We start from the raw sequence: 24,926 nt of genomic DNA, 5'->3' as shown, positions 1-24,926 counted from the left end.
CATCGATGCATGAAATTCTCGCCGAATTGGCAGGCTTCGGAATCGACTGATCCGGAATTTGGAGAATCTTCCAGAATTTTATCCAAAGCGGGTCAAAAACGCACGAAAGCTGCTGTCGCGAGGCCTCTTTTAGAGATTTTTTCGACAAATCTTCTGCTAACTTGCAGGAAATCACGCAAACTGGGGAACTCTCAAAATGGCTGTCAGAAACAATCCTCGACGGGAAAAGCCGATCGAAAGCGCGCGGAAGATCGCTGCGGCGACGGGCGAGCAGCATCTCGATCCGGAGATTCTTTTCGGCCGGGCAAGCGGAGATGACCTCGATTGCTATACGCCTGAGATGCTGGCGCTTTCCGCCATTCATTCCGCAAAGGAGCTTTCGGCCTGGGATGGCAAGGCGCCTCGCGTCAGTATTGACACGCTCCCCGATGTTGAGCCCGCCGGCGTGGCCGTCTCGGTCCTGACGATCACCGATCGCAACATGCCGTTCCTTTACGAATCGGTCATGGGTGAGGTTACGAGCACTTACCGCGATCTCTATATGGCCGTGCATCCGATCCTGGTGATCGAGCCTGGCAAGGCGCCGGTGCTTTATTCCGCCGAGGAACCAAGCGATCCTGAACAACGTGTCAGCCATATTCAGCTTCACATCTCGCCCCTGACTGCCGAGCAATCCGCCGATCTCCGGCAGCGCGTACTCGGTGTGCTGGAGCAGGTTCATCAGGCCGTTTCCGACTGGAAGCCTATGCTTTCCAAGCTCGACACGGTCATTGCCGAACTCAGCAGCTACAATGCCAGCCGCAAGAAGGCCGATCGCGACGAGGCACTGGCTTTCCTGACTTGGCTACGCGACGAAAACTTTACCTTCCTCGGCATGCGCGAGTATGTCTATTCCGGCAAGGGCAGCGAGGCGAAGGTCGAGCGGGGCAAGGGCACAGGGCTCGGAATCCTTTCCAATCCGGACGTTTTGGTCCTGCGTACCGGCAAGGACGCCGTAACGACAACACCGGAGATCCTGGCCTTTCTCGACGGCCCGGACTTTTTGATCGTCACAAAGGCGAACGTGAAATCCGTCGTCCACCGCCGCGCTTATATGGACTATGTCGGCGTCAAGCGCTTCGACAAGGACGGAAACGTCACGGGTGAACTGCGCATCGTCGGCCTATTCACCTCCACGGCCTACACCGCATTCGCATCGGAAATTCCGCTCATCCGATCCAAGATCGCCAAGGTGAAAGACCATTTCGGCTTTGATCCGATGAGCCATTCCGGCCGGATGCTCGACAACACGTTGGAATCTTATCCACGTGACGATCTTTTCCAGATCGATACGACATTGCTTGCGAAATTCGCCGAGCAAATCAACGAACTTGCAGACCGGCCGCGCGTCCGAGTTCTGCCGCGCATTGACCATTTCGACCGGTTTGTTTCAGTCATCGTCTATGTGCCCCGCGAAGAATACGATTCCATCGTTCGGGAAAAGATCGGCAACTACCTGAAGACGGTATATGACGGTCGGGTCTCTGCCTACTATCCGGCCTTTCCGGAAGGCCGCGTTGCCAGGGTGCACTTCATCATCGGCCGGTCCGGCGGAAAAACACCGCGCGTCCCGCAAGCAAGGCTCGAAGAGGCAATCCGCGCCATCACCGCCCGCTGGGACGATCGCTTTGAGGCGCTGGCCGGACCGAAGGCGCCAAGGATCGGCGTCAGCAACGCTTTCCAGGATTCCTTCACGCCGGAAGAAACGGTTGCCGATCTGCCGGATATTACTGCCTCCGCTTCCGGCGCGCCGATCCGCATTGAGTTCTACTACCGCAACGACCTGGAGCGCGGCAGAATCTTCTCGCTCAAGATTTTCCATCCCGTCGAGCAGCTTCCGCTCTCGCGCCGCGTGCCGCTGCTTGAAAATCTTGGGTTCAATGTGCTTAGCGAGAGGACATTCGACATCGAGGTTCCGGCGGCCGACGGGTCAGCCAACATCGTTGTGCTGCACGATATGGAGCTCGAGCCCCGCAGCGGCGGCGAGATCGACCTCAACCATTATGGCGCTCGGCTGGAGGAAGCCTTCGTCTCTGCCTTCAGCGGCGCGATCGACAATGACAGTTTCAACCGGCTGATCCTTTCAGCGGGGCTTTCCGCGCGCGAGGCGAACGTCCTGCGGGCTTATGCCCGCTATCTCCGCCAGGCGGGAATTGCCTATTCGCAAGACTACATCGCAACGACCCTCGACAAATATCCCCGGATCGCCGCGTCGATCTTCAGGCTTTTCTACGACTCGCTCGATCCGAAGCTGGGCGAGAAGGCGCGTGTGAAAAAGCTTGCCGAACAGCATCAGTCGATCGAAGCGGCGCTCGCCGACGTGCCGAGCCTCGACGATGACCGCATTCTGCGCCGCTGCATCAATGTCGTCGATGCGACGCTGCGCACCAATTACTTCCAGCGCAATGCCGACGGCTCGCCGAAGGCGATGCTTGCCTTCAAACTCGATCCGAAACTCATCGATGGCCTGCCCGATCCCAAGCCATTCCGGGAAATCTTCGTCTATGGCGTCGAGGTCGAGGGCGTGCACCTTCGTTTTGGCAAGGTGGCTCGCGGCGGCTTGCGCTGGTCGGATCGCGCAGAGGACTATCGCACGGAAGTGCTCGGCCTCGTGAAGGCGCAGCAGGTCAAGAACGCCGTCATCGTGCCGGTTGGCGCCAAGGGCGGTTTCTATCCGAAAAATCTGCCCGCCGGGGGCAGCCGCGACGAAATCTTCAATGCAGGCCGGGAAGCCTACAAGACCTATATCCGTACGCTGCTTTCGATCACCGACAACATTTCCGGCGCCGATGTCCTGCCGCCTGCCGATACGGTGCGGCTCGATGGTGACGATCCCTATTTCGTCGTCGCCGCCGACAAAGGAACAGCCACCTTCTCCGACACCGCCAATGCATTGGCGCAGGAAGCCGGCTTCTGGCTCGACGACGCCTTCGCATCAGGTGGATCGGCGGGCTATGACCACAAGAAGATGGGCATCACCGCCAGAGGCGCCTGGGAGGCCGTGAAGCGCCATTTCCGCGAAATGGATATCGACATTCAAACCACACCGTTTACGGTGGCCGGCGTCGGCGATATGTCCGGCGACGTCTTCGGCAACGGCATGCTGCTCTCTCCGAAGATCCTGCTGCTCTCGGCCTTCGACCACCGTGATATCTTCATCGATCCCGATCCGGACATCGAAAAGACGCTTGCCGAGCGGCAGCGGCTCTTCAACCTGCCGCGCTCCAGCTGGCAGGATTTCGACAAGTCGGTTCTTTCCAAAGGTGCGATGATCATTTCGCGCTCGGCGAAGTCCGTGACGCTGACGCCCGAGGCGATTGCCGCAATAGGGATCGACAAGGCCGTGGCAACGCCTTTCGAAATTATGACAGCGATCCTGAAAAGCCCGGTCGACCTTCTCTGGTTCGGCGGCATCGGCACCTATGTGAAGGCGCAATCGGAAACCGACGCGGAAGTGGGCGATCGTTCCAACGACCCGATCCGCATCACGGCCGAAGAGGTGCGGGCAAAGGTGATCGGCGAGGGTGCCAATCTGGGCGTCACGCAAAAGGGCCGCATCGCCTATGGCCTGAAGGGCGGGCGGAGCAATTCCGACGCGATCGACAATTCGGCCGGCGTCAACACCTCGGACGTCGAGGTCAATATCAAGATCGCGCTTGCCAGCGCCATGCATGACGGACGGCTAACGCGGGCAAAACGCGATCAGTTGCTGTCCTCGATGACGGACGAGGTCGCGGCACTGGTTCTGCGTAACAACTATCTGCAATCCTTGGCGATTTCGCTCACGGAGCGCAAAGGCACCGGTAACGGGCTTGAACTCGCGCGCTTCATGAGCGTTCTGGAAGGCGCCAAGCAGCTGAACCGGAAAGTTGAAACACTTCCGGACGACTCGACGCTTTCCGAACGCTATGCCGCAGGCAAGCCGCTGACGCGGCCTGAAATCGGCGTGCTGCTCTCCTATGCAAAAATCGTGCTTTTCGATGCCCTTGCCGCAAGCGATCTGCCGGACGAGCCCTATTTCGCCTCGACGCTTTCGAACTACTTCCCGGCCAAGATGCAGAAACCCTACGCCGCCGACGTCGCTAGCCACCGATTGAAGCGCGAAATCATCGCGACCATCCTCGCCAATGAGGCAATCAATCGCGGCGGTCCAGGCTTTGCAGTCAGCATGATGGATGCCACAGCCGCTTCGGCGCCGGAAGTCGTCCGCGCAGCCATCATCGCCCGCGATGGCTTTGATCTGACCCGGCTCTGGGCGGAAACGGATGCGCTGGACGGCAGGATCTCCGGCCAGATGCAGAACCGTGTCTATGAGGAAATCGGCCACATCTTTACGGTCTTGACCCGTCTGCTCCTGAAGACCGGCATGGCGAAAGCCGATATGGCGGAGACAATTAGCCGACTACGCGACGCGTTGAAGAAGCTAGCGCCAGTCTTCGCAGCACAGGTTCCTGCGGAGTTTGAAGCCCGCGCTAACGAGTACCGCGAGGCCGGAATACCAGAAAAATTGGCGGCTGCCATTGCCGGGCTGCCGGGCTTTGCTCTGGTGCCGGAGATCATGCAGGTCGCCGAACGGACGGGCGAACCGCTGGCACGCGCCGCAGATAGCTATTTTGCCGTATCGCAAACCTTCCGCGTGGGCAGGTTGCTAGCCGCCGGTGCCCGCATCGTTACCTCCGATCACTACGAGAGCCTGGCGCTGGCCCGGAGCATCGACCAGATCGCCAGCGCCCGCCGCGATATCGTGATTTCGGCGCTCGCCGAGCACGGCAAGGAGAAGCTGCCGGTTCAGGCTTGGCATGCGGTAGACCGCATCAGGATCAACCGCATTGCCGAGGAGCTTTCGAACCTTAGCGATAGCGGCGACCCGAGCCTTGCGCGCATTACAGTCGCTGCAGGTCTGTTGACCGACCTTGCGCGCGACCGGGCGAGGTGACACAGTCCGCTGCGAAGCGGGAGTGGATGCGTGAGCAGGATAGACTGGACCGGAACGGGGACGCCCGCGCCGCAAAAGGCGCCGGAGAAAGGCATCTGGGGCTGGATGCTTTTCGACTGGGCGGCCCAGCCGTTCTTTACGGTCGTAACCACGTTCATCTTCGGCCCCTATTTCGTCTCGAGACTGACTGCCGATCCCGTCTCCGCACAGGCGATGTGGAGCAATATGGCGACGATCTCCTCGGTTATCATCGCCGTGCTCTCTCCGATCCTCGGCTCCATCGCCGATCAGTCCGGCGCCCGCAAACCCTGGACCGCCTTCTTCGCGCTGATCAAGATCGCAAGTCTCTTCGGCCTTTGGTTTGCGGCCCCGGGATCGCCGGTCATCTACCCGGTGATCTTTATGATTCTCGCTTCGACCGCGGCCGAATTTTCCATCGTCTTCAACGATTCGATGATGCCGCGCCTTGTGGGGAAGGATGAGGTGGGCAAGCTCTCCAACACCGCCTGGGGCCTTGGCTACCTCGGTGGAATGATTGTGCTCATCGCCGTCGTGGCGCTGTTCGCGGGCAGTCTGGAAACCGGAAAGACGCTGCTGGGATTTGCCCCTTTGTTTGGCCTTGACCCGCATACCGGCGAGGACGCGCGCATTACCGGACCAATCTCCGCGGTATGGTATCTGATCTTCATCATCCCGATGTTTCTCTTCACGCCTGATGCGCCGAAGGGGCTGCCGTTCGCGACCGCGGTGCGTTCCGGCCTGAAGCAGGTCCGGAACACGGTCGGCGAACTGAAGCACCGAAGGGGCATTCTGAAATTCCTGATTGCCCGAATGATTTATCAGGACGGTGTCAACGGACTGCTGATCCTTGGCGGCGCCTTTGCCGCCGGCATGTTCGGCTGGGCAACAATCGAAATCGGGCTTTACGGGATCATCCTCAATGTTGTCGCGATTTTCGGCTGCGTCATCGCCGGCAGGGTGGACCACCGGATCGGCTCAAAGGCGACGATCCTGATCAGCCTGACCATGCTGCTTTTTGCAACGACCGGCATTATTTCGACAGGGCCGGGCTACACGCTTTTCGGCCTCGTGCCGTTGTCCACGGCAGACGCCGGAGGGCTTTTCGGCACGGCGGCGGAGAAGGCCTATATCCTCTACGGACTGCTGATCGGCCTCGCCTTCGGCCCCGTACAGGCCTCCTCGCGTTCCTATCTGGCGCGCAGCGTCAGCCTGGAAGAGGCAGGGCGCTATTTCGGGATCTATGCGCTTTCAGGCCGCGCCACGAGCTTCATGGCAACGCTCTTCTTTTCGCTGATGACTTATGCCAGCGGGTCAGCGCGCCTCGGCATGGCGACGCTGCTTCTTTTCCTCGCTGGCGGCTTGATCCTGCTGATCGTAACGCCTTATCCGGCGGATAGGGATCAAAAGTGAAGCGACGCCCCGTCGAGTGACGAGGCCTTCACTCTCAGTGACGGAAGTGGCGCATGCCGGTGAATACCATCGCAACATTGTGCTCGTTGGCGGCATCGATCACCTCCTGATCGCGCATGGAACCGCCCGGCTGGATGACCGCCGTGGCACCGGCAGCAATCATCGACAGAAGGCCATCGGCGAATGGCAGGAAAGCCTCGGAGGCGACCGCCGAACCGCGCGTCATCGGAGCGGGCAGGCCGAGAGCCTTGGCGGCTTCCTCGGCTTTCAGTGCAGCGATGCGGGCGGAATCGACGCGGCTCATCTGCCCGGCACCTATGCCGGCCGTCTGGCCATCCTTGGCATAAACGACCGCATTCGATTTCACATGCTTGCCGACCTTGAAGGCAAACTTCATGTCTTCCAGCTCCTGGGCTGTCGGAGCACGCTTGGTGACGACCTTCAGCTCCAGATCTTCGACCATGCCGTTATCGCGGCTCTGGACGAGCAGACCGCCGGAGACCGTTTTTGCCGTCAAGCCGGCGGCGCGCGGATCAGGCAGCCCGCCCGCGGAAAGCAGGCGCAGGTTCGGCTTCCTCGCGACGATCGCCTTGGCCTCGTCGCTTACATCCGGAGCGATGATGACTTCCGTGAACAGCTTGATGATTTCTTCCGCCGTCTCCGCATCGAGCGTGCTGTTCAATGCGATGATGCCGCCGAAGGCAGAAACGGAATCGCAGGCAAGCGCCCGCTTGTAAGCCTCGATGAGGCTCGGACCGGTTGCGACGCCACAGGGATTAGCATGCTTGATGATGGCACAGGCGGGCGCCTTCTCCGGTAGGAATTCGGCGACCAGCTCATAGGCCGCATCGGTGTCGTTGATGTTGTTGTAGGAAAGCTGCTTGCCCTGGAGCAATGTCGCCGTCGAGACGCCGGGGCGCTTTTCGCCCGTAACGTAGAAGGCAGCCTTCTGGTGCGGGTTTTCGCCGTAGCGCATCTCTTCCTTCAAGACGCCGCCGATCACCCGGTGGCGCGGCGTATCGATGGCGAGCGCTTCGGCGAACCAGTTCGAAATCATGGCATCGTAAGCCGCCGTGCGGGCATAGGCCTTGGCGGCCATGCGCTGGCGGAAGGCATAGCCGGTCTGGCCGGCATCGGCTGCGAGCTGCTCGAGCAGTTCGGCATAGTCTGACGGATCGGTCACGATCGTCACATAAGCGTGATTCTTGGCCGAAGCGCGGATCATTGCCGGGCCGCCAATATCAATATTCTCGACCGTCGTTGGATAGTCGCCGCCGGCAGCGCGAACATCCTCGAACGGGTAAAGATTGATAACGGCGAGATCGATGCTCTCGATGCCGTGCAGCTTCATGGCTTGGCGATGCTCGGCATCGTCACGGATCGCCAGGAGACCGCCGTGAACCTTGGGATGCAGCGTCTTCACGCGCCCGTCCATGATTTCCGGAAAGCCTGTGACCTCCGAAACATCGGTGACGGCGAGACCGGCAGCCGCAATCGCCTTATGCGTGCCGCCGGTCGAAAGCAGGCGGATTCCTTTTTCGGAAAGCGCGCGGGCGAACTCGACGACGCCCGTCTTGTCGGAAACGGAAAGCAACGCAGTCGTGATTTTGACCTTGTCGGGGGCGGGGATCTTTTTGGAAATGACGGCCATGAACCTTCTCCGTTCGGGCTTCGGGAGACATCCGGCGAGGGACGCTAGGGCGATGCCGCCGCGTTAGCACAGCTTTGCCGCCGCGCAAACAGTCACTAGCTCTTGCGGGACAAAAACCAGCGAATTTCCGGCTTTTCGGCGAAGACGAAGTCAATCTCGATCTGGTCCGAACCACAGATGCCGGAGGCGTCGGCGAAGAAGACGTCCTCGGAGATCAAGACTTCGTTCCCCGGCGAGGAGAAGAGCCAGCTTTCGCCGTCTGGCGCCGTCAGCAATGCGGACTCGCGGTCGCTCTGCCTCACATTGATGGCCGGATGGACATGGAAGCGTGCGGCGGCACGAAGCGGTTCGTTGCTCGTGCGCTCGCCCTGCCGCACCAGCCGATCGCGACCGGTGACAATTGAGCCCGCAGCATTCAGCGTCAGTTCCCGCTCGTGAAGCACGCCGAAATTCTTGAGATAGCCGTCATGACTGACCTTGATAACGTCGCGTCCGTCTTCGGTTTCGGCACGCTCGACGCTGACGGTCCTCACCGGGTCAATGATGATATGGCCGAGATATTCAGACGGCGAGAAACGGCTGGACGAAGTATCGTTCAGCGTCACGGTCGAATGCGCCGCGGTGGTGCGCGCCATCTGCACATAGCGGCGGCCGGCGAATTTCGGCGAGCCGGAATTGACGATAAAGCGGTGGCGGCCCGACGACATTTCGAAAGAAAGGCAGCCCGCGTGCGCCGTACGAGACAGGGTGCCGGCAGCCGGTGGACCGGTATCGGCAATCAACACTGTATTTCCCGCCGCCAGGCGCTGATAGCGGGAATGTGGCATCGCCTTGAAAGGCTGGCCCGCCGTTTCGTCGTAGCGCAGGACCGACATGAGCTCATTGGCAAGGGTTGCTGTTGCGCCATTGAAGAGCGCAAGATCGCCATTCTGGTGGCGGAAGAACCGAAGCGCCGGATACATGCGGTCGATGCCCGCAATCAGCTTCTGCGGCAGGTCGTGGCCGAGATTCACATAGGTCTGCCGAAGCGGCAGGAGATCGAGAAGCAATTCGAGCCCTACACGCGGATTGCGTGAGATATGCCCGCCGTCGGGCAGAATCTGACTATCGAATTCGTTGTCCAGCGCCAGAGCCGCCTTGCGCATCACGGATTGCCGCGCGGGCATTGCGATCGAGGCCATGGCGAGTGCGATGCGAAGACGGAAGAGACTTTCTCCCGCAAGCGCAAAGGGAGCCATGCGCTGAAGGTAGCGAACTTGAAATGCCAAAGATTTCGTAAAACGCCGATAAAAGCCACGGTCGGCATTCTGGAGGACCACCGGCGAATGCGACAGCCAGGCAATTACGCGCTGCGATGTGACATCGATTTCCCAGGCAATGCCTTCCATCCGGCCCGCATGCAGCGAGAGCCAGCCATCGACGATCGCCCGGGCAACGGCCGAAGCTCGGTCATTCTTGTAGGCGCGCATGTGGCGGAGCCAGCCAAAGCCATGCAGGCGGCTGGCAAAGGCGCGTGACGGAAGCGTAAAGCCGAAGGGCGATTTGCCATTCGTCTCCAGTAGTCGCCCCACCAGAGGAAAGCGGCCATTCATGATCTCGTCAGCGATGTGCGAATCGATAGCCCGAAGATCGGTCGGGGCGACGATGAGGCGCTCGGGCACCTTGATCGTCCGGCGGAAAAAACGCAGCCTTAGAAGCACCCTGCGCCGCGAAAAGCGACGCCAGGCCTCCCGAACATACAAAGTCGAAAACCGCCGGCCAGACTGCATACTTTATTTTCTATTGACCCTCATGATTAAGAATAGGTGAAGGAAGGCCGGTTTCAGCGGTAAGTTTGCATTAATTTGTGACAAAAACGAAATATAAGCGGCGCGCGTAGAAATCAGGCAACACGTCGCAATATGGCGGCATAAAAGCCATCGAGGCCCGAGGCGACTGTCGCGGGCATGCGCAACATGGCAGGTGTCGTGCGGAATTCGCCGAGCGGAGTGATCGCGCTTTCAAGACCGGGCCATTCGGCGGCATCGATTCTGACCCGCTCAATATTCGGCGTGTCCTGCAAAATCCGGCTGATGACATCCTCGCCCTCAGCGGGATCCAGCGAGCAATTTGAAAAGACGACCGCGCCGCCGGGCTTCAAGAGCGTCAGCGCATGACGAAGCAGCCGTTCCTGTACGCCGGCAAGCTTGGCGATGTCCTCGGGCCCTTTCGTCCAGAGAACATCCGGATGGCGGCGCGTTGTGCCCGTCGAAGAACAGGGCGCGTCGAGCAGGATGGCGTCAAAAGGCTCTGCGGGGTCAAATTTCGTAAGATCGGTTACAAGCGTTTCCGCCTCGAGGCCCAGTCGGTCGAGATTCGATCGCAGCCGTTTCAAACGGCTTTCGGACTGATCGATCGCCGTCACGCGGCCGCCGGCGACAATGAGCTGCGCAGTCTTGCCGCCCGGTGCAGCACAAAGATCGGCGACGCGCTTGCCGGAGAGATCGCCGAAGAGCTTCGCAGGAATGCTCGCCGCAGCGTCCTGTACCCACCATTCTCCCTGGTCGAAGCCTTCAAGGGAGGGAATAGAGCCCTCGAAGGCTGCAAGCCGCACGCCGCCGGTCGGCAGGACTTCGCCATTCAGTTTCCTTGCCCAGCCTGCGGCGTCGGACTTCACGGTAAGATCGATTGCGGCAGGCTCAAGCTGCGATTCGGATATAGCCGCGGCCGCTTCCTTCCCATAAGCCCTTTCGAGACGCTCGAGAAACCAGACCGGCATTGGCGGAATCTTGGCGATCTCTTCAAGGATCGGTTCCTTCTCCCGGCTAAGGCGCCGGAGGATCGCATTCACCAGCTTCGCGAAGCGGCGGTTGCGGGGATCCTGGTTCGCCTGCTCGACGGCAAGATCGACAGCCGAATGATCCGGTACATCGAGGTAAAGGATCTGGGCTGCGCCGACGGCAAGCACATGGTGAAGCGCGCGCGCTCCTTCCGGCAGCGGCGAATCGAGCAGCAAGGCAATCGCAGCATCGATGCGGGGCAGGTGCCGGAGTGTGGTATTGATGATGGCGCGGACCAACGCGCGATCGCCCTCGCTAAGCGCCTTGTAGGCCGGATTTCCGTGTTCGTGATCCAGCGCGCCGTCCAGCGGTAGCTTCCGATCAACAACCGCGGAGAGAATCTTGGCCGCGGTCGCACGCGCCTGCAGGCCCGGCTTTGCGGGCGGACGGTCTGCAGGCGGCTTCTTCTTGCTGGATGGCTTGTCTCTGCTGGCTGATTTCAAGACCACGGACCTTTAGGCGGTTGGGAACCACCGCGGCCAATACCCGTATTCGGAACCGAGCGCGATTTGCGCGACGGATTAGCAGTGCGAACCGCTGCCGTCGAGCCATTCATGCCGCTCGCCGCCATTTCCTGAAGCGCTGCAATGCGGTTCTCCGTATTCGGATGCGTCGAAAACAGATTGTCCATCCGTTCCCCGGAAAGCGGATTGATGATGAACATATGCGCGGTCGCAGGATTGCGCTCGGCATCGTAGTTCGGGATGTGCGCCGCGCCTCCGGCAATTTTTGCCAGGGCAGAAGCGAGCCAGAGCGGGTTGCCGCTGATTTCAGCGCCGCGCCGGTCGGCGGAATATTCACGCGTCCGGCTGATCGCCATCTGCACGAGCATGGCGGCAAGCGGCGCGACGATCATCGCCACAAGCGCACCGATGAAGCCGACGGAGTTGTTGTTGTCGCGATTGCCGCCGAAGAAGAAGGCGAAGTTGCCGAGCATGGAGATCGCACCGGCAAGCGTCGCCGTAATCGTCATCGTCAGCGTATCGCGGTTCTGGATGTGCGCCAGCTCGTGCGCCATCACGCCTGCAACTTCTTCCGGCGAAAGCATGCTGAGAAGTCCGGTCGAGGCAGCGACGGCGGCATTTTGCGGATTGCGGCCCGTCGCAAAGGCATTCGGCTGCGGATTGTCGTACAGATAGACCTTGGGCATCGGCAGGCCGGCATTGCGCGCGAGATCACGAATGATCCCGAAGAATTCCGGCGCGTTGCGCTCGTCGACCTCCTGGGCCCGGTAGGCCGAGAGCACCATCCGATCCGAATTCCAGTAGGCAAAGAAGTTCATCCCAGCGGCCATCAGCAAGGCGATCATCATGCCGCCGCGGCCGCCGATCAGGAAGCCGACGAACATGAACAGAGCCGTCATGAAGGCAAGCAACATGGCAGTACGAACGAGGTTCATCGAGGTCTCCATCTCCCATCTGCGGCGAAAGGGTTTAAATCGCGGCACCGGCGCATTATGATTTGGTTATTCGCCAGCCATTTTCAACATTCCGACGAGAGAGGCAAATGCAGCCAGCGGACAACGACAACACCGAAAGCCCGGTTACAGAAGGCGCTGCGCCAAACAAAGCCCTGTCGCCTGCAGCAAAGCGTGCGCTCGCGGAAGCGGAAGAACGGCGGCGCAACGCCAAGCCTCTGGACCTGCCGCCCGAGATTGGCGGCCGAGGCGGCGCAGAGCCGGCCCGGTTCGGAGATTATGAGATCAACGGCCGCGCCATCGACTTCTAAGTAAATATTCCTATTGACTTTGCCATTGGATCGGAATTTATTCCTTTCCATGCCCAACTTGCTTTTGATTCTCGCTGGCTTCACCGCGGCGTTCGTCGCCGAAGCCCACTCACGCGATGAGATTTCGGGACCGGTCGCTGCGGAGATCCTGCGCGTCATCGATGGCGATACGCTGCTTGTCGAGGCGCAGCCCTGGCCGCAGCAGAAGATGGAAGTCTATGTGCGTATCCGCGGCATCGACACGCCGGAGCTACACTCGAAATGCGAAAGCGTTCGCCAGGCAGGCTTCAAAGCGCAGCACGCTCTGGAAGAGCTCGCCGCCACATCACCCAGAATTCAGCTCACCCGCATTTCGGGAGACAAATATTTCGGCCGCATCGTCGCCGACGTGACGCTCTCCGATGGCCGGAGCGTCGCCGACAATCTGCTCCTCGCCGGTCTTGCACGGACCTATGACGGTGGGCGCAAGCCACGGCAGGCTTGCACGACAGGTTAGCTCGCCTTTGGTCTTCCGCCGTTTCCGTGCCATCGAATGCTCCTGCCGCCACATGGCGGCAGGAGCGCCTAAAAATTTAGCCCGCTTTCTTTTGGTTATTCTGGCGATTGGTGATCAGATCGTCGACGACAGCAGGATCGGCGAGCGTCGACGTATCGCCGAGCGAGCCGAAATCATCCTCCGCGATTTTACGCAGGATGCGGCGCATGATTTTGCCGGAACGGGTTTTCGGCAGGCCGGGGGCGAACTGGATTTTGTCCGGAGCCGCGATTGCGCCGATTTCCGCACGGACGTGCTTCACAAGCTGCTGACGCAGATCGTCGGAGCCTTCGCTGCCGGCCATCAGCGTCACATAGCAGTAGATCCCCTGTCCCTTGATTGGGTGCGGGTAGCCGACGACGGCAGCCTCGGAAACCAGATTATGCGAAACCAAGGCTGATTCAACTTCGGCCGTGCCGAGACGGTGGCCGGAGACGTTCAGCACGTCATCGACACGTCCGGTAATCCAGTAATAGCCGTCCTCGTCACGGCGGCAGCCGTCGCCGGTGAAGTACTTACCCTTGTATGTGGCAAAATACGTCTGGACGAAGCGCTTGTGGTCGCCATAGACCGTCCGCATCTGACCAGGCCAGCTGTCGGCGATGCAGAGATTGCCGTCGGCGGCGCCTTCCAGCAGATTGCCTTCATTGTCGACGAGCTCCGGCTTGACGCCAAAGAAGGGCTTGGTCGCCGAGCCGGGCTTCAGGTCGGTTGCACCCGGCAGCGGCGTTATGAGAATGCCGCCGGTTTCCGTCTGCCACCACGTGTCGACGATCGGGCACCGCTTGTCGCCGACGACGTTGTGGTACCACTCCCAGGCTTCCGGATTGATCGGTTCACCGACCGTACCGAGCAGCCTGAGCGACGAGCGTGACGAGCGGGTCACGAAATCATCGCCCGCCCCCATCAGCGCACGGATCGCCGTCGGCGCCGTGTAGAAGATGTTGACCTTGTGCTTGTCGATCACTTCCCAGAACCGGCCCTGGTCCGGAAAGGTCGGCACGCCTTCGAACATTAGTGTCGTCGCACAATTCGAAAGCGGGCCGTAGACGATGTAGGAATGGCCAGTGACCCAGCCGACATCGGCCGTGCACCAGTAGATGTCGCCGGGATGATAATCGAAGACGTATTCATGCGTCATCGACGCATAGACGAGATAGCCGCCGGTGGTGTGAAGCACTCCCTTCGGCTTGCCTGTCGAGCCTGACGTGTAGAGGATGAAGAGCGGATCTTCCGCTTTCATTTTCACCGGCGGGCATTCGGCCTTCACCGTCGCCGCTTCCTGGTGATACCAGAGGTCACGGCCGGGCGCCCAGCCCGTCTTGCCGCCTGTGCGACGCACGACAAGCACCTTGCTGACCTTTACATGATGGCGCGCGGCGATATCGATGGCGGTGTCCGTGTTCTCCTTGAGGGGGATCGGCTTACCACCGCGTAGACCTTCATCGCAGGTGATAACAAAGGTCGATTCGCAGTCGACAATGCGGCCGGCGAGCGCTTCCGGCGAAAAGCCGCCGAAGACGACGGAATGAACGGCGCCGATGCGCGAACAGGCGAGCATGGCGTAGGCCGCTTCCGGGATCATCGGCATGTAGATGGTGACGCGATCGCCCTTCTTGACGCCGTGCTTCTTCAGCACATTCGCCATGCGGCAGACATGCTCGTAGAGCTCGTTATAGGTGATCTTCTTGTCGATATACGGATTGTCGCCTTCGAAGATGATCGCGACCTGATTGCCGTGCGTCTTCAGATGGCGATCGATACAATTGTAGGAGACATTGGTCTGGCCGTCTTCGAACCACTTGATCGAGACCTTGCCAGTGAAGGAGGTGTTTTTAACCTTTGTATAAGGCTTGAACCAGTCGATGCGCTTGCCGTGCTTGCCCCAGAATTTATCCGGGCTTTCGATACTTTCCTTATACCACTTCTCGTACTTGTCCTTATCGACCAAGGCATGGCTCTTCACCGGCTTCGAAACCGGATAGGTCTTTTCCGACATGGAACTCCTCCTTACAAAGACACGGCAGCGCGGTACCTGTCATTGGCATTCATAGCAGGTCAAAATCGCCCGGCAATTAGACAAAGGTCATTTCGTTACGCATCAATTGCAATTCCGCATCACTGCGGTTATATAGCGCCATATTTTCCGGACATTGTGGTTGATATCCACGGACCGCGGCACCGGCGCGGACGACAGAAGGACTATATCCATGGCTCAACAGCTGCTCATGCCGAAGGCGACCGCTATCTGGCTTGTCGACAATACCGCCCTGTCTTTCGATCAGATCGCGCAGTTTTGCAAGTTGCATCCTCTCGAAGTCAAGGCCATTGCCGACGGCGAAGCCGCGCAGGGCATCAAGGGCCTCGACCCGATTGCGACCGGGCAGCTTTCCCGCGACGAAATCGCTCGTGCTGAAGCCAATCCGAACCACAAGCTGAAGCTTTCCGAGCCAAAGGTTCGCGTTCCGGAATCCAAGCGCCGCGGCCCGCGCTACACGCCGGTCTCAAAGCGTCAGGACCGCCCGAATGCCATTCTCTGGCTTGTTCGCAACCATCCGGAACTGAAGGATGCGCAGATTTCACGCCTCGTCGGCACCACCAAGTCGACGATCGAGCAGATCCGCGAGCGGACACACTGGAACTCGGCAAACCTGACGCCGATGGATCCGGTCACGCTCGGCCTCTGCAGCCAGATCGATCTCGATATGGAAGTGGAAAAAGCATCCAAGGGCCGGCCGCTGCCGACCGCTGCGGAACTCGGTGCAACATTGCAGTCTGCACAGGAAACCGAGCGCCTTACCCCGAGCTTCGAGCGCGAGGAAGAGCGGGAGATCGACGCCGATGCCGTCTTTGCCAAGCTCAAGTCGCTGAAGTCCTCTCCGAAGGACGAGGACGAAGATGATCAGTTTTGATTGTCTTTGACGATCGACACATTAAGGCCCTGCGTAAGCGGGGCCTTTCTATTTGTGCGCTCTACATCGGCAGCGAACCGAACTCCCGCTTGCGCAAGGCTTCCGCGATTTCCTCGAGAATAGCTGGATCATCGATCGTCGCCGGCATTTTCCACGGCACGCCGTCGGCGATTTTCTGGATTGTGCCGCGAAGAATCTTGCCGGAGCGGGTCTTGGGAAGGCGGTCGACGGTTATTGCGGTCTTGAAAGCGGCCACTGGGCCGATCACATCGCGGATCAGTTCGACGACCTCTGATTCGATGGCCGATGTTTCCCGTGAAACGTTCTTCTTGAGGACCAGGAAACCGCAGGGTACCTGGCCCTTCAGCTGGTCGGCAATGCCGACCACGGCGCATTCGGCGACATCTGGATGTCTGGCACAAACCTCCTCCATTGCTCCGGTCGACAGCCGGTGGCCGGCGCAGTTGATGATGTCATCGGTGCGCGCCATAATGAAGAGATAGCCATCTTCATCAATATAGCCGGCATCCGCTGTTTTATAGTAACCGGGAAACTCAGCCAGGTAGGCTGAATGGAAGCGCTCGTCGGCTTTCCATAACGTGGGTAGGCAACCTGGGGGCAGGGGAAGCTCCACAACGATATTTCCAAGTGTCCCCGGCGTAACCGAGTGGCCAGCATCATCGAGAACGTGGATGCCGAAGCCGGGCATGGGCACCGACGGAGAACCATGCTTCACCGGCAGGACCTCAAGGCCCAGCGGGTTCGCCACCATCGGCCATCCGGTTTCCGTCTGCCACCAATGATCGATCACGGGAACATCGAGCATGCGCTCGGCCCACTTCAGTGTCTCCGGGTCCGCCCGCTCCCCCGCCAGGAACAAGGCACCGAAATTCGGCATCGCATACGTCTTGATGTGAACGCCCTCGCTATCTTCGCGGCGAATGGCGCGGAAGGCGGTGGGTGCGGTGAAAAGAACCCGTACATCATGCTCTGAAGCGATGCGCCAGAAGACACCGGCATCCGGCGTGCCAACCGGCTTTCCTTCGAATATCACACTGGCGGCGCCAACCAGGAGCGGTGCATAGACGATGTAGGAATGACCGACGACCCAACCGATATCGGAAGCGGCCCAGAAGACGTCGCCCTGCTTGATGCCGAAGATGTTTACCATCGACCAGTTGAGGGCAACCATGTGGCCGCCATTGTCGCGCACAACGCCCTTCGGCTGGCCCGTCGTCCCGGATGTGTAAAGAATGTAGAGCTCGTCCGTTGCGCTGACGGGGATGCACTCGACATTCACTCCGCGATTTCTCGCAACGGCAGCTTCGAAATCCTCGTCGCGACCCTCGATCAGCTCGGCCACAAGCTGCAGCCTCTGCAAGACGAGACAATGGGCCGGCTTCAATTTCGCGATAGCAATCGCCTGATCAACCAAGGGCTTGTATGGAACCACCCGTCCCGGTTCGAGCCCGCAACTTGCCGTAATGATTAGTTTCGCTTCCGAATCGTCGATGCGCGCCGCAAGCTCATTTGCGGCAAAGCCGCCGAACACGACGGAATGGACTGCGCCGATGCGCGCGCAGGCAAGCATGGAAAAGACCGCTTGCGGCACCATCGGCATGTAGATGATGACGCGGTCGCCTTTCGCGATCCCTCGTTGCCGCAGCGTCGCTGCAATGGCGGCCACTTCGACAAGGACTTCGTCATAGGTATATGCAGTCTTCGTACCGCTAATCGGGCTATCGTAGATGAATGCGGTGTCGCCACCGCGGCCAGCCTGAACATGGCGGTCGAGGCAATTATAGCAGGTATTGGTTTCGCCCCCGACGAACCAGCGTCCATATGGACTGCCCGCTCGCGAAAAGGTCTGCTCTGGCTGTTTGAACCAGCTTATTGCCGCCGCCGCCTCACGCCAAAAGGCCTCCGGATCGTCCTTCCACCTGGCATAAGTCTGCCGATAGCCTCCCTGCATTTGCTCCTCCCCAGGACATGCAAGTTATCCTATCAATCTAGCGGAGGCAGGGCCGGAGAGAAAGCCCGACGAAAGGAGCGTATCAGCGGGCGCCGAAGATGGCGGAGCCCACGCGGACGCTCGTGGCGCCGAAGGCGACCGCTGTTTCGTAGTCACCGGACATGCCCATTGAGAGTTTCTCCACGCTACATCTCGCGGCAAGCTTGGCCAGCAGGGCAAAATGCGGACCAGGGTTTTCCTCGGCTGGCGGAATGCACATCAGCCCCTCGATCGAAAGACCGAGCTCGCTTCGGCAGAAATCGACAAATGCCGGTGTATCGTTGGGAGCGATGCCGGCCTTTTGCGGTTCCAGTCCGGTGTTCACCTGAACATAGAGGCGGAGAGTCTTTGCCTGACGCTTCATTTCGTCAGCGAGCGCACGGGCGATCTTCTCGCGATCGACGGTTTCGATGACATCAAAAAGTGCAACGGCATCGTTTGCCTTGTTTGATTGCAGCGGGCCGATGAGGTGTAGCTCGATGCCGGGTGTCTCGGCCTTGAGTTCGAGCCATTTGCCCTGGCTCTCCTGGACGCGGTTCTCGCCGAAGATGCGCTGACCGGCTGCGATTGCTGGGCGAATAGCCTCTGCATCGAAGGTCTTTGACACGGCAACGAGCTGAACCGACCCAGCCGGGCGCCCGGATTGATGCTCTGCTGCCGCAATGCGAGAGCGCACCTCGTTCAACCGCTCTTGAAGTTCCATCGTGTTAACCCGACATGTCCGCGCAAGGAGAATGGCATGCACTAACCACGCATGGTGTTCTTGCCAAGACCTGTCTCTGTAAAAAGCGCTTTTGATGCCGCGGATCCGAGGTTTAGACGCCTGCAAAACTTGACGGTACGGCGGTTTCATGGTGAAGGTCACCACCAACCTCCCCTGATTTCCGGAAATTCGAATACCATGGCCACCGAACGTTATAATCCGCGCGACGCCGAGCCCCGCTGGCAGCAAAAATGGAACGAGGCGAAGGTCTTTGAGACCGACAATGCCGATCCGCGCGAAAAATATTACGTGCTCGAGATGTTCCCCTATCCGTCGGGCCGTATTCACATGGGCCATGTTCGCAACTACGCGATGGGTGACGTTGTTGCCCGGTACAAGCGAGCCCGGGGCTTCAATGTTCTGCATCCCATGGGCTGGGATGCTTTCGGAATGCCGGCTGAAAACGCAGCAATGGAGCGCGGCGTTCATCCCGGCGCCTGGACCTACGAGAACATTGCTTCGATGAGATCACAGCTGAAGGCCATGGGCTTGTCACTTGATTGGAGTCGCGAATTCGCCACTTGCGACGTCGAGTATTACCAGCATCAGCAACACCTTTTCCTGGATTTCCTCGAAAAAGGTCTGGTCTACCGCAAGCAGTCGAAGGTGAATTGGGACCCGGTCGATAATACCGTTCTCGCCAACGAACAGGTTATCGACGGCCGCGGCTGGCGCTCCGGCGCGCTCGTCGAACAGCGTGAACTGACGCAGTGGTTCTTCAAGATCACCGATTTCAGCGAAGAGCTGCTGGACGCGCTGGACACACTCGACCAGTGGCCGGAGAAGGTTCGCCTGATGCAGAAGAACTGGATCGGTCGTTCCGAAGGAATGATGATCCGCTGGGAAATCGTACCGCAGACGGCACCTGCTGGCGAAACCGAAGTGACGGTTTACACGACGCGTCCGGACACGCTGTTCGGCGCGTCCTTCCTTGCGATTGCCGCCGACCATCCGCTTGCAAAGGAAGCTGCCGGACGGGATCCGGCAATCGAAGCCTTTTGCGAGGAATGCCGACGAGTCGGCACATCGCTGGCGGCGCTCGAGACGGCAGAGAAGAAGGGCATGGATACCGGTATCCGCGTCCGGCACCCGCTCGATCCCTCCTGGGAGCTTCCGGTCTATGTCGCCAACTTCGTGCTGATGGACTACGGCACGGGCGCTATTTTCGGTTGTCCCTCGGGCGACCAGCGCGACCTCGATTTTGCCCGCAAGTATGGCCTGCCCGTTGTTCCGGTCGTGATGCCAAAGGACGGCGATGCGGCGAGTTTCACCATCGGTAATACGGCTTACGACGGCGACGGCGTCATGATCAACTCGCGTTTCCTTGACGGCAAAACCACGGATGAGGCCTTCAATATCGTCGCCGATCGTCTGTCGAGCACGCTGCTCGGGAACGCACTTCAGGGCGAGCGCAAGGTGAATTTCCGGCTGCGCGACTGGGGTATTTCGCGGCAGCGCTATTGGGGCTGCCCGATTCCGGTCATCCATTGCGACGACTGCGGCGTCGTACCGGTGCCGAAAAAGGACCTGCCTGTAAAGTTGCCGGCGGACGTTACGTTCGATCAGCCGGGTAACCCGCTCGACCGCCATCCGACCTGGCGGCACGTCGCCTGCCCGAGCTGTGGCAAGGATGCCCGGCGCGAAACGGATACGATGGACACTTTCGTCGATTCAAGCTGGTACTTCACCCGTTTTACGGCCCCTTGGGAAGGGACGCCTACAAATGTGGCCGCAGCTAACCGCTGGCTCCCTGTCGACCAGTATATCGGCGGCATCGAGCACGCGATTCTGCATCTGCTCTACTCGCGTTTCTTTACGCGAGCGATGCGCGAAACCGGGCATGTGGATGTGAAGGAGCCGTTCAAAGGACTGTTTACTCAGGGCATGGTGGTGCACGAGACCTACAGCCGCAACTCTGGATTGGGGCGCGAATGGGTAGCGCCGGCCGATATCCGCATTGAAGAAGCCGATGGCAAACGGACCGCTTTCCTGCTGGAGGGTGGTGAGGAGGTCTCGATCGGCTCGATCGAGAAGATGTCCAAGTCCAAGAAGAACGTCGTCGATCCCGACGATATCATTGCTTCCTACGGCGCTGATACGGCCCGCTTCTTCGTTCTCTCGGACTCCCCGCCGGAGCGCGATGTCATTTGGTCGGAAGCAGGGGTGGAAGGTGCGCACCGCTTCACGCAGCGCCTGTGGCGCCTGATTTCTGAGGCATCTGGTACTTTGGCCGGTGTCTCCCCGCATCCGTCAAAGGATGGCGAGGCGCTTTCGATTTCCCAGGCAGCCCACAAAACCTTGAAGGCTGTGCAGAACGATTACGACAAGCTTTGGTTCAACAAGGCCGTCGCGCGGATTTACGAGCTTGTGAATGCCTTGGCAGGCCCGCTGACCAAGGTGGCGGCCGGCGAGGGCGACGCCGCCTATCGCTCGGCGGTTCGCAACGCCGCGGAGATTCTGGTTCAGCTCGTTGCACCGATGACGCCGCACCTGGCCGAAGAATGCTGGGCCGCACTCGGCAATAGTCAGATGCTCGCCCACGCTGCTTGGCCGGTTTATGACGACGCTCTGGTCAAGGATAATGAGGTCGTGCTGCCGGTTCAGATTAACGGTAAGAAGCGTGCCGAATTGACAATTTCTCGTGATGCAGATCAGAATGCCGTTACGCAGGCAGTCTTGGAGCTCGACGCAGTTGTCAGCGCGATGAACGGTCAGACGCCGAAGAAAATTATTGTGGTTCCGCAAAGGATTGTGAACATTGTCGTTTGATATCGCTTCCAAGCACGCACGCGGCGCCGCGATCACGCTCGTCCTTGCATTTGCAGCCTTGCTTTCGGCCTGCCAGATCCAGCCGCTTTACTCGGAAACGTCGGCGGTCGCTGGCAAGCTGGCCTCCGTCGGCTTCTCGGACGCGACGACCCGTGTTGAACAGGATGTTCGCAACCATCTGATTTTCTTGGCCAGCCATGGAGCTGGCGAGCCTGTAAAGCCGGCCTATGAGGTCGAGTTGCATGTTCGCTCGGAGGTTATTGATGCTCTTCTCGTCGAATCCTCGGACACGTCGCGTGCAGGCCGCGTGACGGTCAGCGTCGATTATACGCTGCGTGCTACTGCCGATGGCAAGGTGATCAAATCGGGCAACCGCTATGCCACCGCTCTTGTCGACTTCCCGAAGCAGGAATTTGCCAAGCAACGGGCGATTCGTGACGGCGAGGATCGCGCTGCGCGTCAGGCTGCTGAGTTCGTCGGCTTGGACATCGCCGGCGCGCTCGGCCGTTAAGGTGCCGGCGTGGCGGAAATAAAGTCGCATGAGTTCGAAGGTTTTCTTCAACGTTCGGTTTCCGCCCACCGCATCTTCGTCGTCTATGGCCCGGATCGCGGTCTGGTTTCCGAAAGGGCAGGGCAGATAGCCGCAAGGAGCGGCGTTGCGCTCGACGATCCATTTTCCCTGGTCAAGCTCGACATTGCCGACCTTCAGAAGGATCCCGGACGGCTGCAGGATGAAGCCGGCGCCATGGGGCTGTTCGGCGGCGAAAAGCTCCTCTGGGTACGCGGGGCGGCGAATGAAAAGTATCTGGTAGAAGCTTTGGACCAGCTATCAAAGACGCCGCTAGACGGCGCCTTCATCATTGTCGAAGGCGGAGATCTGAAAAAGGGCTCACTTCTTCGTAAGCTTGCCGAAAGCACACGCAGCATCGTGGCAATTCCCTGCTATTCGGACGATGCGCGCGCCTTGAATGGTTTGATCGACAGCGAACTAGCCTCAGAAGGCCTTCGCATAACGCCCGCCGCCCGCCAGGCTCTAACCGCACTCATCGGCGGCGACCGCATCGCATCGCGCAACGAAATCAAAAAGCTCGCCCTCTATTGCCGCGGCTTCGAGATGATTGAAGAGCATCATGTGACAGAGATTATCGGCGATGCCAGCGCGATCTCGGTCGATGATGCTGTCGATGCCGTATTGAGCGGAAATGTCGGTAATTTATTGCATTCGATGCAGAAAATAGCCGCATCCAAAACCGCCGTGTTCCTGGTCCTCCAGGCTTGCCTGAAGCAGTTCCAACTTCTGGATACAATGCGCGCAGAAATGGACGAAAAGCGCGCTCAGCCCGCGCAAATCATGCAGACGCATGGGCGCCATTTGCATTTCCGGCGCAAGCCTATCGTGGAGCAAGCGCTCCGCGCCTGGAGCGCGGAGGCGATCAGCCGCGAAACGAACAGACTGCAATCCTCGATTCTGCAAACACGCAGGCGGCAGAGCATCGAGGGCAGCATCGCGCTGCAAACGCTCCTAGCGACAACGATCCAAAGCGGCCGGAAGGCTTCGAGCTAACGTCGCTCCAGGAGGCGGCAGATTTCCTCCAATTGTTCCAATGATTTATAGGCAATGCGGATTTGGCCGCCACTGGCCTTGTGATTGATCGTGACATCCAGACCGAGCGCGTCGGAAAGCGTGCGCTCGAGGGCCAGTGTATCGGAATCCTTCTGATCACGCGTGCTGGGAGCGCGTTGCGGCTCGGACTGCGCCTTAATGTCGTGCTGCGCGAGCCTTTCTGCGTCACGTACCGACATTCCCTTTGCCACGATGGTCCGGGCAAGGGCCGTTGGATCGGATGTCGAAACGAGAGCGCGCGCATGCCCCGCCGAGAGACTGCCGGCTGCGAGAAACTCCCGCACAGGCTCTGGAAGTTTCAAGAGACGAAGGGAATTGGCAACATGGCTCCGGCTCTTGCCGATGATTTCGCCGAGATCGTTTTGAGTGTAGCCATATTCTGCGATCAGCTGCTCGTATCCTAGCGCCTCTTCGAGGGCATTTAGGTCAGACCGCTGAACGTTCTCGACGATCGCAATCTCAAGCGCAGTCTTGTCATCCACATCGCGGATGATCACCGGGATTTCGATAAGACCGGCCAGCTGCGCGGCGCGCCACCGCCTTTCGCCAGCGATGATTTCGTAGTGGTTGACCGCGAGCGTACGAACAACAATCGGCTGGACAATGCCGTGCTGACGGATTGAGCTTGCAAGATCGTGCAATTCGCTGTCATCAAAGAAGCGGCGCGGATTGCGCGGATTGCGGCTCACGAATTCGATCGGTATCAGGCGGTCAGCACTGACGCTGGGTTTCTCACCATCGACCGGAAGCGACTGATCCATCTCGCCGATCAGTGCAGCAAGGCCGCGGCCCAGACGTCTTTTCGATGCATCATCATTCATTGCAATACTCACTTACGTTAAGCTGCGAGGCGCTGGCGCTCACGCTGAATGACCTCGGAAGCCAATTGCAAATAGGCCTGACTGCCGGCGCATTTCAGGTCGTAGAGGATGGCTGGTTTGCCGTAGGACGGCGCCTCCGAGACGCGGACATTTCGCGGGATAAGCGTGTGATAGACTTTTTCACCGAGATGCGTGCGAACGTCATGCACCACCTGCTGTGCTAGGTTGTTTCGGGCATCGAACATCGTCAACACGATACCCTGGATATCCAAATACGGATTCACGGTCCGGCGCACCTGATCGACGGTTTCCAGTAGTTGGCTCAGCCCTTCTAGGGCGAAAAATTCGCACTGTAACGGGACCAGAACGGAATGCGCCGCAGCCATGGCATTCATCGTCAACAGATTGAACGATGGCGGGCAGTCAAGAAGAATATACGTAAATTCAAGGGCTTGTGGCGTCGACAGCGCCTTCCGCAGCTTAAACACTCGGTCGCTCTGCTGTGCGATCTCCATCTCGACGCCGAGCAGATCCATGGTGGACGGCACGATGAAGAGATTTGGCACGGCCGTAGGCAAGGCCGTATCGGCAACGCCAGCTTCGCCAATCAACAGATCGTAAGACGAAAGCTTTCGGTCCTTTCGGTCAATCCCGAGCCCCGTACTCGCATTCCCCTGCGGATCCAGGTCGATAATCAGCACCCGTTCGCCGATTGCGGCCAAGGCGGTTGCCAGATTGATCGCGGTTGTCGTTTTCCCGACACCACCCTTTTGATTTGCTATCGTGATAATTCGGTTCCGTTTAATGGCCATTCCGTACCATCCGAATTGTTAAACCAAGCGGCGGAGATTGGATATCTCGAGGATCACCGAATCTTTTTCCACAAC

17 protein-coding genes are annotated in these 24,926 nt (G+C 59.4%); 8 read left to right on the top strand and 9 right to left on the bottom strand.

Annotated features, from left to right (window positions below; translation table 11 throughout):
* Positions 1-196 precede the first annotated feature (196 nt).
* Entirely contained in the window at positions 197-4,975 is a 4,779-nt protein-coding gene (locus tag ACPYOJ_RS22460) for an NAD-glutamate dehydrogenase (RefSeq protein WP_481418219.1), read from the top strand.
* A 30-nt stretch (positions 4,976-5,005) separates the two neighbouring features.
* Positions 5,006-6,406, top strand: a complete 1,401-nt coding sequence (locus tag ACPYOJ_RS22455; RefSeq protein WP_481418218.1) for an MFS transporter — start codon at positions 5,006-5,008, stop codon at positions 6,404-6,406.
* Positions 6,407-6,440: 34 nt separating this feature from the next.
* On the opposite strand, the gene purH is transcribed toward ACPYOJ_RS22455, so the two are convergent.
* From purH to htpX, 4 genes are all read right to left on the bottom strand, one after another.
* Positions 6,441-8,057, bottom strand: coding sequence for a bifunctional phosphoribosylaminoimidazolecarboxamide formyltransferase/IMP cyclohydrolase (gene purH, locus ACPYOJ_RS22450; RefSeq protein WP_481418217.1), 1,617 nt, complete (start codon positions 8,055-8,057; stop codon positions 6,441-6,443).
* A gap of 95 nt (positions 8,058-8,152) precedes the next feature.
* Positions 8,153-9,826 (bottom strand): heparinase II/III family protein, encoded by a 1,674-nt coding sequence (locus ACPYOJ_RS22445; RefSeq protein ID WP_481418216.1) that lies wholly within the window; start codon positions 9,824-9,826, stop codon positions 8,153-8,155.
* A 113-nt stretch (positions 9,827-9,939) separates the two neighbouring features.
* The gene (locus tag ACPYOJ_RS22440; RefSeq protein ID WP_481418215.1) at positions 9,940-11,319 is read right to left on the bottom strand and encodes an RsmB/NOP family class I SAM-dependent RNA methyltransferase; all 1,380 of its coding nucleotides are present in this window, start codon (positions 11,317-11,319) and stop codon (positions 9,940-9,942) included.
* Positions 11,316-12,275 carry a zinc metalloprotease HtpX gene (gene htpX / locus ACPYOJ_RS22435; protein ID WP_481418214.1) on the bottom strand — a complete coding sequence of 320 codons (960 nt, stop codon included), beginning with the start codon at positions 12,273-12,275 and terminating at the stop codon, positions 11,316-11,318. The genes ACPYOJ_RS22440 and htpX overlap by 4 nt, the downstream gene beginning before the upstream one ends.
* A gap of 107 nt (positions 12,276-12,382) precedes the next feature.
* Between htpX and ACPYOJ_RS22430 the strand changes: the two genes are divergently transcribed.
* Entirely contained in the window at positions 12,383-12,604 is a 222-nt protein-coding gene (locus ACPYOJ_RS22430; protein WP_168831849.1) for a DUF1674 domain-containing protein, read from the top strand.
* 49 nt (positions 12,605-12,653) lie between these two features.
* Entirely contained in the window at positions 12,654-13,100 is a 447-nt protein-coding gene (locus tag ACPYOJ_RS22425) for a thermonuclease family protein (protein ID WP_481418213.1), read from the top strand.
* A gap of 76 nt (positions 13,101-13,176) precedes the next feature.
* Here the strand turns inward: ACPYOJ_RS22425 and acs are convergent, their stop codons facing one another.
* The gene (gene acs, locus ACPYOJ_RS22420) at positions 13,177-15,138 is read right to left on the bottom strand and encodes an acetate--CoA ligase (RefSeq protein WP_481418212.1); all 1,962 of its coding nucleotides are present in this window, start codon (positions 15,136-15,138) and stop codon (positions 13,177-13,179) included.
* 211 nt (positions 15,139-15,349) lie between these two features.
* Here acs and ACPYOJ_RS22415 point away from each other — a divergent pair, with 211 nt between their 5' ends.
* Entirely contained in the window at positions 15,350-16,051 is a 702-nt protein-coding gene (locus ACPYOJ_RS22415; RefSeq protein WP_481418211.1) for a DUF1013 domain-containing protein, read from the top strand.
* A gap of 61 nt (positions 16,052-16,112) precedes the next feature.
* Here ACPYOJ_RS22415 and ACPYOJ_RS22410 read toward each other — a convergent pair whose 3' ends face one another.
* Both ACPYOJ_RS22410 and ACPYOJ_RS22405 read right to left on the bottom strand, forming a co-directional pair.
* Positions 16,113-18,023: a propionyl-CoA synthetase gene (locus ACPYOJ_RS22410; RefSeq protein WP_481418210.1), complete on the bottom strand. Its 1,911-nt coding sequence runs from the start codon at positions 18,021-18,023 to the stop codon at positions 16,113-16,115.
* Positions 18,024-18,105: 82 nt separating this feature from the next.
* Positions 18,106-18,765 (bottom strand): YggS family pyridoxal phosphate-dependent enzyme, encoded by a 660-nt coding sequence (locus tag ACPYOJ_RS22405; RefSeq protein ID WP_481418209.1) that lies wholly within the window; start codon positions 18,763-18,765, stop codon positions 18,106-18,108.
* Between the two features lie 198 nt (positions 18,766-18,963).
* Between ACPYOJ_RS22405 and leuS the strand changes: the two genes are divergently transcribed.
* Genes leuS through holA form a run of 3 tightly spaced genes read left to right on the top strand, consistent with a single transcriptional unit; the run spans position 18,964 to position 23,158 of the window.
* Positions 18,964-21,594: a leucine--tRNA ligase gene (gene leuS, locus ACPYOJ_RS22400; RefSeq protein ID WP_481418208.1), complete on the top strand. Its 2,631-nt coding sequence runs from the start codon at positions 18,964-18,966 to the stop codon at positions 21,592-21,594.
* On the top strand, positions 21,584-22,105 hold the full coding sequence (gene lptE, locus ACPYOJ_RS22395; RefSeq protein WP_481418207.1) for an LPS assembly lipoprotein LptE: 522 nt from the start codon (positions 21,584-21,586) through the stop codon (positions 22,103-22,105). Before leuS ends, lptE begins: the two co-directional genes overlap by 11 nt.
* A gap of 9 nt (positions 22,106-22,114) precedes the next feature.
* The gene (gene holA / locus ACPYOJ_RS22390) at positions 22,115-23,158 is read left to right on the top strand and encodes a DNA polymerase III subunit delta (protein WP_481418206.1); all 1,044 of its coding nucleotides are present in this window, start codon (positions 22,115-22,117) and stop codon (positions 23,156-23,158) included.
* Here holA and ACPYOJ_RS22385 read toward each other — a convergent pair.
* Positions 23,155-24,039 (bottom strand): ParB/RepB/Spo0J family partition protein, encoded by an 885-nt coding sequence (locus ACPYOJ_RS22385; RefSeq protein ID WP_481418205.1) that lies wholly within the window; start codon positions 24,037-24,039, stop codon positions 23,155-23,157. The two genes, holA and ACPYOJ_RS22385, sit on opposite strands and share 4 nt — an antisense overlap.
* Positions 24,040-24,056: 17 nt before the next feature.
* On the bottom strand, positions 24,057-24,851 hold the full coding sequence (locus tag ACPYOJ_RS22380; protein WP_481418204.1) for a ParA family protein: 795 nt from the start codon (positions 24,849-24,851) through the stop codon (positions 24,057-24,059).
* Positions 24,852-24,926 lie beyond the last annotated feature (75 nt).

This window comes from Rhizobium sp. SVR5-9E (assembly GCF_056755095.1).
The sequence above is the reverse complement of the archived record's forward strand: the minus strand, read 5'-3'. Positions and strand labels throughout refer to the sequence as shown.

What these genes read in the sequence shown, in the direction of transcription:
- htpX (WP_481418214.1), bottom strand. Translation starts at nt 12,275, where the DNA reads ATGAACCTCGTTCGTACTGCCATGTTGCTTGCCTTCATGACGGCTCTG.
- leuS (WP_481418208.1), top strand. Translation starts at nt 18,964, where the DNA reads ATGGCCACCGAACGTTATAATCCGCGCGACGCCGAGCCCCGCTGGCAG.
- ACPYOJ_RS22415 (WP_481418211.1), top strand. Translation starts at nt 15,350, where the DNA reads ATGGCTCAACAGCTGCTCATGCCGAAGGCGACCGCTATCTGGCTTGTC.
- ACPYOJ_RS22380 (WP_481418204.1), bottom strand. Translation starts at nt 24,851, where the DNA reads ATGGCCATTAAACGGAACCGAATTATCACGATAGCAAATCAAAAGGGT.
- ACPYOJ_RS22445 (WP_481418216.1), bottom strand. Translation starts at nt 9,826, where the DNA reads ATGCAGTCTGGCCGGCGGTTTTCGACTTTGTATGTTCGGGAGGCCTGG.
- ACPYOJ_RS22425 (WP_481418213.1), top strand. Translation starts at nt 12,654, where the DNA reads ATGCCCAACTTGCTTTTGATTCTCGCTGGCTTCACCGCGGCGTTCGTC.
- purH (WP_481418217.1), bottom strand. Translation starts at nt 8,057, where the DNA reads ATGGCCGTCATTTCCAAAAAGATCCCCGCCCCCGACAAGGTCAAAATC.
- ACPYOJ_RS22430 (WP_168831849.1), top strand. Translation starts at nt 12,383, where the DNA reads ATGCAGCCAGCGGACAACGACAACACCGAAAGCCCGGTTACAGAAGGC.
- ACPYOJ_RS22460 (WP_481418219.1), top strand. Translation starts at nt 197, where the DNA reads ATGGCTGTCAGAAACAATCCTCGACGGGAAAAGCCGATCGAAAGCGCG.
- ACPYOJ_RS22410 (WP_481418210.1), bottom strand. Translation starts at nt 18,023, where the DNA reads ATGCAGGGAGGCTATCGGCAGACTTATGCCAGGTGGAAGGACGATCCG.
- ACPYOJ_RS22405 (WP_481418209.1), bottom strand. Translation starts at nt 18,765, where the DNA reads ATGGAACTTCAAGAGCGGTTGAACGAGGTGCGCTCTCGCATTGCGGCA.
- ACPYOJ_RS22385 (WP_481418205.1), bottom strand. Translation starts at nt 24,039, where the DNA reads ATGAATGATGATGCATCGAAAAGACGTCTGGGCCGCGGCCTTGCTGCA.
- acs (WP_481418212.1), bottom strand. Translation starts at nt 15,138, where the DNA reads ATGTCGGAAAAGACCTATCCGGTTTCGAAGCCGGTGAAGAGCCATGCC.